Below are 6,894 nucleotides of genomic sequence, written 5' to 3'. Positions count from 1 at the left end.
CGGTTGCTCGTCTGGAGAGCTACAGCCCGCCCTGGCCCATGCCGAAGCTGTTCCGCATGACCAAGGGCGGCAAGGTGAACCTCGAGATCTTCGAGGGCGCCACCATCAACACGCCATCCATGCTGTGCGTCGAGGACTGCCTCGACGCCCTGGGCTGGGCGTCGCGGATCGGCGGACTGGCCGAGATGCAGCGCCGCGCCGACGCCAACCTGGCCGTGCTCGAGGCCTGGGTGACCAAAACCCCCTGGGTCGCGTTCCTGGCCGAGGAAGCCGCCAACCGGTCCAACACCTCCGTCTGCCTGAAGGTGGTTGACGCCCGCGTCGCCGGCCTGCCCGAAGACGCCCAGGCCGATTTCGCAAAGAAGTTGGCGAATCTGCTGGAGAAGGAGGGGGTGGCTCTCGATGTCGGCGGCTACCGCGATGCGCCTCCCGGTCTCAGAATCTGGTGCGGCGCCACGGTGGAAACCTCAGACCTCGACGCCTTGACCCCCTGGCTCGACTGGGCCTTCGCCTCCGTCGCCGAAGGCCTCGCTGCGGCCTGACGCGGCGACCCCGGAATCCTGCTCCGCTGCCCCCGGCCAGGCCGGGAGCACGCCTCAAATGTGAGAGAAATCATGCCCCGCGTACTCATCGCTGACAGCCTCAGCCCCGCCGCCGTCGATATCTTCCGCCAGCGAGGCGTCGACGTCGACATCAAGACCGGCCTGTCAAAAGACGAACTGATCGCCGTAATCGGCGACTATGATGGCCTGGTCGTCCGCTCCGACACCAAGCCAAACAAGGACGTCATCGCCGCCGCAAAGAACCTCAAGGTCATCGGCCGCGCCGGCATCGGCGTCGACAATATCGACATCCCTGCCGCCACAGCCGCCGGGGTGGTTGTGATGAACACCCCCTTCGGCAACTCGATCACCACGGCCGAGCACGCCATCGCCATGATGTTCGCCCTGGCACGCCAGATGCCCGCCGCCGACGCCTCCACCCAGGCCGGCAAGTGGGAAAAGAGCCGCTTCATGGGCGTGGAGCTCTACGCCAAGACCCTTGGCCTGATCGGGGCCGGCAACATCGGCGGCATCGTCGCTGATCGCGCGCTGGGTCTGAAGATGAAGGTTGTGGCCTACGATCCCTTCCTGTCGCCGGAACGCGCCGTGGAGATGGGCGTGGAGAAGGTGGAACTGGACGACCTCCTCGCCCGCGCCGACTTCATCACCCTTCACACGCCGCTCACCGACAAGACCCGCAACATCCTGTCGGCGGAAAACCTGGCCAAGGCCAGGAAGGGCGTGATGATCATCAACTGCGCCCGCGGCGGCCTGGTTGACGAGGCCGCACTCCGCGCCGGGCTGGAGAGCGGGCACATCGGTGGCGCCGGTTTCGACGTCTTCGTTCAGGAACCAGCCAAGGAAAACGTGCTGTTCGGCGCGCCCAATTTCGTCGCCACCCCACACCTGGGCGCCTCCACCAACGAGGCGCAGGAGAATGTCGCCCTGCAGGTGGCCGAACAGATCAGCGACTATCTGCTGAACGGCGCCGTCACCAATGCGCTCAACAGCCCTTCGGTGACAGCCGAGGAAGCCCCGCGCCTGAAGCCCTTCATCGCCCTGGCCGAGAAGCTGGGCGCCTTGGCCGGCCAGATGGTCGACTTCGGCGTCAAGGCCGTGGACATCGCCTTCGAGGGCGAGGTTTCCAAGCTCAACACCAAGCCGCTCAGCGCCGCCGCCCTGGCCGGCGTGCTTCGGCCCATGCTCGCGGAGATCAACATGGTCTCGGCGCCGGCAGTGGCGAAGGAACGCGGCGTCACCTTCTCGGAAAGCCGCCAGGAGGACTCGCCAATCTATGAGAGCCTGATGCGGATCACGATCACCACCGAGAAGGGCAAGCGCTCCTTCGCCGGCGCCGTTCAGGCCGGCGCGCCGCGCGTCGTCGAGGTCAAGGGCATGGACCTGGACGCCCCGTTCTCGCCTCGCATGCTCTACGTGAACAATCTGGACAAGCCGGGCTTCATCGGCGCCCTCGGCGGCCTGCTGGGCGAGGCCGGCGTCAACATCGCCACCTTCAACCTGGGTCGTATCGACGCGGGTGACGACGCCATCGCCATGGTGGGCATTGATCAGGCGCCGGACGCCAAGCTGCTGGCCAAGATCCAGGCCCTGCCGCACGTGAAGGAAGCCCGCGCCCTCAGCTTCTGACGCCAAAGGTCGCGGCCGGGATCAGTGAAAATCCCGGCTGCGGACCATCCGGTCCGTCGGCTTCGGGGGGTCGGGGGCGACACCGTCTTCCTGCCGCAGCTCCCTCAGGCGCCCTGACAGGTCGGTGAAGCGCTCGGCCACCACATGGACGATGCCGTCCACGCTCTGGACCTGGCCGTGCACAACCAGGAAGGACGAGGTCATCACCAGCCGGCGGTGGGTGTCGAAGGCGTCCTTCCAGATGACGATGTTGGCGATGCCGGTCTCGTCCTCCAGGGTCATGAACACCACACCCTTGGCGGTCCCGGGCCGCTGGCGCACCAGCACCAGACCGCCCACCGACAGGCGTTTGCGGTCGCGGGCGGTCTTCAGCGCGGCGCAGGGAACCACGCCCATCCGCGCCAGATCCTCGCGGAAAAAGCCGGCCGGATGGCCTTTCAGCGACAGCCGCGTCGTGCGGTAGTCCTCGGCCACATGCTGGGGCACGCTCATGAACGGCAGCTCGACCTGGGTTTCCTTCAGGCTCTGGCGCAGCAGCAGCGGCGCATCGCGTGCGGCGCCCCACTCGCCGGAAAGCCCCTTCACGGCCCATAGCGCCTCGCGACGGGGAAAGCCCAGGCTGCGAAAGGCGTCGGCCTCGGCCAGTAGTTCCAGCGCCCGCCGCGACAGACGACCCTGACGGGCGAACGCCTCGATGGAGCACGCTCCGGCCTGCCGCGCCGCGATCAGCTGATCGGCATCCTGATCACGGAGGCCCTTGATCTGCCGAAAGCCAAGACGTACCGGTCTGTATTGCTCTCTTGGATCGTCCTTTTCCTCCAGGGTGCAGTCCCATTCGCTGAACGATACATCAGGCGGTCGCACCTCCACGCCGTGCTGCTGGGCGTCACGGACCAGCTGGGCCGGCTGATAGAATCCCATGGGCTGGCTGTTCAGCAGGGCCGCACAGAAGGCGTCCGGATGGTGGCGCTTCACCCAGGCCGAGGCATAGACCAGCAGGGCGAAGCTGATCGCGTGGCTCTCGGGGAAGCCATACGAGCCGAACCCCTCGATCTGTTTGAAGCAGCGCTCGGCGAACTCCGGATCATAGCCGCGGCTCACCATCCCCTCGACGAACAGTTCGCCGTGCCGGCCGATGGTGCCCATATTGCGGAAAGTGGCCATGGAACGCCGCAGCTGGTCGGCGTCGTCATCCGAGAACCGTGCCGCCACGATGGCCACCCGCATCGCCTGCTCCTGGAACAGCGGCACGCCCAGGGTCTTTTTCAGGATGTCCTTCAACTCGTCCTGCGGGTGCTCGGGCCCCGGGCGCGGATAGTCGACCTCGTCCGGATTGGCGCGGCGCTTGAGGTAGGGGTGCACCATGTTGCCCTGAATGGGGCCCGGCCGCACGATCGCCACCTCGATCACCAGATCATAGAATTTCCGGGGCTTCAGCCTGGGCAGCATCGACATCTGCGCCCGGCTCTCCACCTGGAACACGCCGACCGAATCCGCCTCGCAGAGCATGTCGTAAACCGCCGGATCTTCCTGCGGCAGGTGGGCAATGTCACTGATCCGCGAGCCGTCGGGGCGCAGGGGCAGGAAATCGAAGCTCTTCTTCAGCGCCGTCAGCATGCCCAGCGCCAGCACATCGACCTTCATCAGGCCCAGCGCATCGATGTCATCCTTGTCCCACTCGATGAAGGTGCGGTCCTTCATCGCGGCGTTACCGATCGGTACGGTCTCGTCCAGCCGCCGCTTGGTCAGGACATAGCCGCCCACGTGCTGCGACAGATGTCGCGGAAAGCCCAGCAGCTCACCGGCCAGCGCCGTGGCCCGGCGGATTTCCGGCGACTGCGGGTCGAGGCCCGCCTGGCGGATATGCTCGTCCGGCACGCCGTCGCCATAGCTGCCCCAGACCGTGTTCGCCATGGCCGCGGTGATGTCGTCGGTCAGACCCAGCGCCTTGCCTACCTGCCGGATCGCCATGCGCGGCCGGTAGTGGATCACGGTCGCCACGATGGCGGCCCGGTCGCGGCCATAGCGGCGATAGATGTACTGCATCACCTCCTCGCGCCGCTCGTGCTCGAAATCGACGTCGATGTCCGGCGGCTCGCCACGGTTGGCTGAAATGAAGCGGGAGAACAGCAAGTCCTGGTCCTCCTTGGTCGGATCGACGGCGGTGATCCCCAGACAGAAACAGACGCAGGAATTGGCGGCCGATCCCCGGCCCTGGCAGAGGATGCCCTGGTCACGGGCCCAGCGGACGATGTCGTGCACGGTCAGGAAGTAGTTCGGATAGTTCAGCTGTTCGATCAGCTCGAGTTCGTGGGCGACCAGTCTGGTCACCTTGTCGGGCACGCCGCGCGGATAGCGCCAGCGGGCGCCCGCCCAGCTGAGATCATGCAGGTGCTGGATCGCCGTCTTGCCAGAGGGCACAGGCTCATCGGGGTACTCATAGGACAGTTCGCCCAGGTCGAAGCCGATCCGCCCGGCGATCTCGACACTGCGCTCGACGGCGCCGGGAAACCGGGCGAACAGGCGCGCCATCTCGGCGGCGGTCTTCAGGTGGCGTTCGGCGTTGGCCTGAAGCCTGAGGCCGGCGTCGTGGATCGTGCAGCTTTCCCGGATGCAGGTCAGCACATCCTGCAGGGGGCGGCGTTCGGGGCCGTGATAGAGGACGTCATTGGTGGCCACCATCGGCGCGCGGGCGGCCTCGGCCAGGGCCGCCAGCTGCGATAGCCGCTGCAGGTCCCGCGACCCATAGCGCCGGGCCGCCGCCAGCCAGACGTCGGGCAATTCCCGGGCGATACGGGTCAGGTCGCGGCCAAAGGCGTCGTCCAGCCGGTCGGGCGGAACCACCAGCACCAGCTGGCCCTCGGCATGGTCGCGGAAATCGTCCCAGCGCAGCTCACACGCCGCCTTCCGCGTCCGTCGTTGGCCCAGGGTGAGCAGGCGGGTGAGGCGGCCGTAGGCTTCACGGTCGGACGGATAGACCAGGAGGCTGGGCGTGCCGTCGTCAAAGTCCAGCCGACAGCCGGTGAGCGCGCGAACCTGTGCGCCGCTTTCCCGCAAGTCGCGGGCCTGAGCCCAGGCGCGGACCACGCCGGCCAGGGTGTTACGGTCACAGATCCCCACGGCCTCCAGGCCCAGAGCCTCGGCCCCGGTCACCAGTTCGCCCGGATGCGACGCCCCCCGCAGGAACGAGAAGTTGCTGGCCGCCTGGAGTTCAGCGTAGCGGGTCATCGTGAGGGGTGACCCTGAAAGCGCCCTTCTCCCCCTGCGGGAGAAGGTGGCCTTGCGCAGCAAGGTCGGATGAGGGGTCGCTCAGAGATGGCCGTGTGGCGGTGGCCGCCCAAGGGCGTCGAGGATCCGATTGAGGACTCGCGGATCGTCGCCGGTGATCTCGCCGTTGGCAAACCGCAGAACTTTGAATCCCTGGCTTGCCAGCCAGGCGTCGCGTTCGGCGTCGCGGACCGGATCGTGGAAGGGACCATCAGCCTCCACGACCAGCCGATGGCGAAGGCAGAGGAAGTCAACGACATAGGGTCCGATCGGGGCCTGTCGGCGGAACTTGAAACCGTCCAGTCGTCTCCCGCGCAATAGCTTCCACAGGAACCTTTCGGTGGAGGTCTCGGCGTGACGCAGCGCGCGGGCCTGGCGGGTTGTTGCAATGAGAGCCATGGCTTCAGAGCGCACGAGCTTTGACGCTTGTGCGACCCCTCATCCGACCCCGCTTCACGGGGCCACCTTCTCCCGCAAGGGGAGAAGGTAGGGGCGGTGAAGATGTCATAGCTGCTCCTCATCCAAACAGCCCGTGCAGCCACCACTTCGGGGGCGCGTCCGATCCGCCGTAGAGGCCGGCGCGGAACAGCCAGAAGCGCGCGCCCTCGGCGTCTTCCACCCGGTAGTAATCGCGCACGTGACTGACGGAAATTTCGTCGATCCCGCGCTTCCACCACTCCTCGCCCACGCGCTCGGGGCCCTCGGCGCGGCGCACGCGGTGCAGGCGCCCGCGCCAGCGGAACTGCAGCGGCGGATCGTCGGGGAGCAGGGCGGTGACGTCCTCCACCGGTTCGGGCCGGCGGAACAGGCGCACAGGCCTGGGCGCCTCCCGGTCCCAGGGCGCGGCCTCGGGCGGTGGCGCGCCCAGCACCGGCGCCCGGCCGACGGAGAGTTCGGGCACATGGCTTTCCACCGGGGCGGCCCGCCACACCCGCTCCGGTCCCAGGCGATTGACGAGACGGTCGATCAATGGCGCCAGACCATCTTCTACGGTGACCGCAAGGTCCGCATCTATCCGCCCCTGACGGCCGGATGTGGCCTCGACGTCGTAGGCGGCCAGGGTCACGCATTCGATCCCGAAGCCAGGATCCACGGTCTCCAGCCGGGGCTGGAACAGCCGTGCGATCCGGCGCGCGTCGCGCCCGGCCAGCGACAGGCCGATGGTGATCGGCAGCGCCTTGCCGTCCACCCGGTGAAAGGCGATCTCGAACCGCCGCGCGCCGTGGCTTTCGGCCTCCAGGCGCGTGCAGAGTTTGGCGGTGACGTCCTCTGTCACCCGGACCATGTCTTCTGGCGTACTGATCGGCTCGACCAGAGCCAGGCGCGCCAGCCAGGGGGTGGGCGGGCGGCGGAATCGCAGGGCCTCGGCGCTGCGGCCCAGGGCCTGATCCAGCCGTTCCAGGGTCTCGGCCCCGAACCGTCGGGCCAGGGGCGCGCG

General features: G+C 67.5%; 4 protein-coding genes and 1 pseudogene. 2 read left to right on the top strand and 3 right to left on the bottom strand.

All coding sequences use genetic code 11. The features are described 5' to 3' along the window. Together ACIQ42_RS13840 and serA are read left to right on the top strand one after the other, a co-directional pair. Window positions 1-542, top strand: a pseudogene (locus ACIQ42_RS13840) (phosphoserine aminotransferase); the annotation flags it as partial. A 72-nt stretch (window positions 543-614) separates the two neighbouring features. After that, on the top strand, window positions 615-2,189 hold the full coding sequence (gene serA / locus ACIQ42_RS13835; protein ID WP_397422823.1) for a phosphoglycerate dehydrogenase: 1,575 nt from the start codon (window positions 615-617) through the stop codon (window positions 2,187-2,189). Window positions 2,190-2,210: 21 nt separating this feature from the next. Here the strand turns inward: serA and ACIQ42_RS13830 are convergent, their stop codons facing one another. The 3 genes from ACIQ42_RS13830 to ACIQ42_RS13820 all read right to left on the bottom strand — a co-directional run. Then, the gene (locus tag ACIQ42_RS13830; RefSeq protein WP_397422822.1) at window positions 2,211-5,417 is read right to left on the bottom strand and encodes an error-prone DNA polymerase; all 3,207 of its coding nucleotides are present in this window, start codon (window positions 5,415-5,417) and stop codon (window positions 2,211-2,213) included. A gap of 81 nt (window positions 5,418-5,498) precedes the next feature. Next, window positions 5,499-5,855, bottom strand: coding sequence for an endonuclease domain-containing protein (locus ACIQ42_RS13825; RefSeq protein WP_397422821.1), 357 nt, complete (start codon window positions 5,853-5,855; stop codon window positions 5,499-5,501). A gap of 118 nt (window positions 5,856-5,973) precedes the next feature. Beyond that, a partial coding sequence (locus ACIQ42_RS13820) for a DUF6504 family protein (RefSeq protein ID WP_397422819.1) occupies window positions 5,974-6,894 on the bottom strand: 921 nt, incomplete at its 5' end.

This window comes from Phenylobacterium sp., from assembly GCF_044372605.1.
Classification (GTDB): Bacteria; Pseudomonadota; Alphaproteobacteria; order Caulobacterales; family Caulobacteraceae; genus Phenylobacterium.
Note: the sequence above shows the minus strand (reverse complement) of the source record. Positions and strands in the feature narration are given on the sequence as shown.

Bases quoted from the DNA above. Each gene is read 5' to 3' on its own strand.
- ACIQ42_RS13830 (WP_397422822.1), bottom strand. From the start codon at position 5,417: ATGACCCGCTACGCTGAACTCCAGGCGGCCAGCAACTTCTCGTTCCTG.
- serA (WP_397422823.1), top strand. From the start codon at position 615: ATGCCCCGCGTACTCATCGCTGACAGCCTCAGCCCCGCCGCCGTCGAT.
- ACIQ42_RS13825 (WP_397422821.1), bottom strand. From the start codon at position 5,855: ATGGCTCTCATTGCAACAACCCGCCAGGCCCGCGCGCTGCGTCACGCC.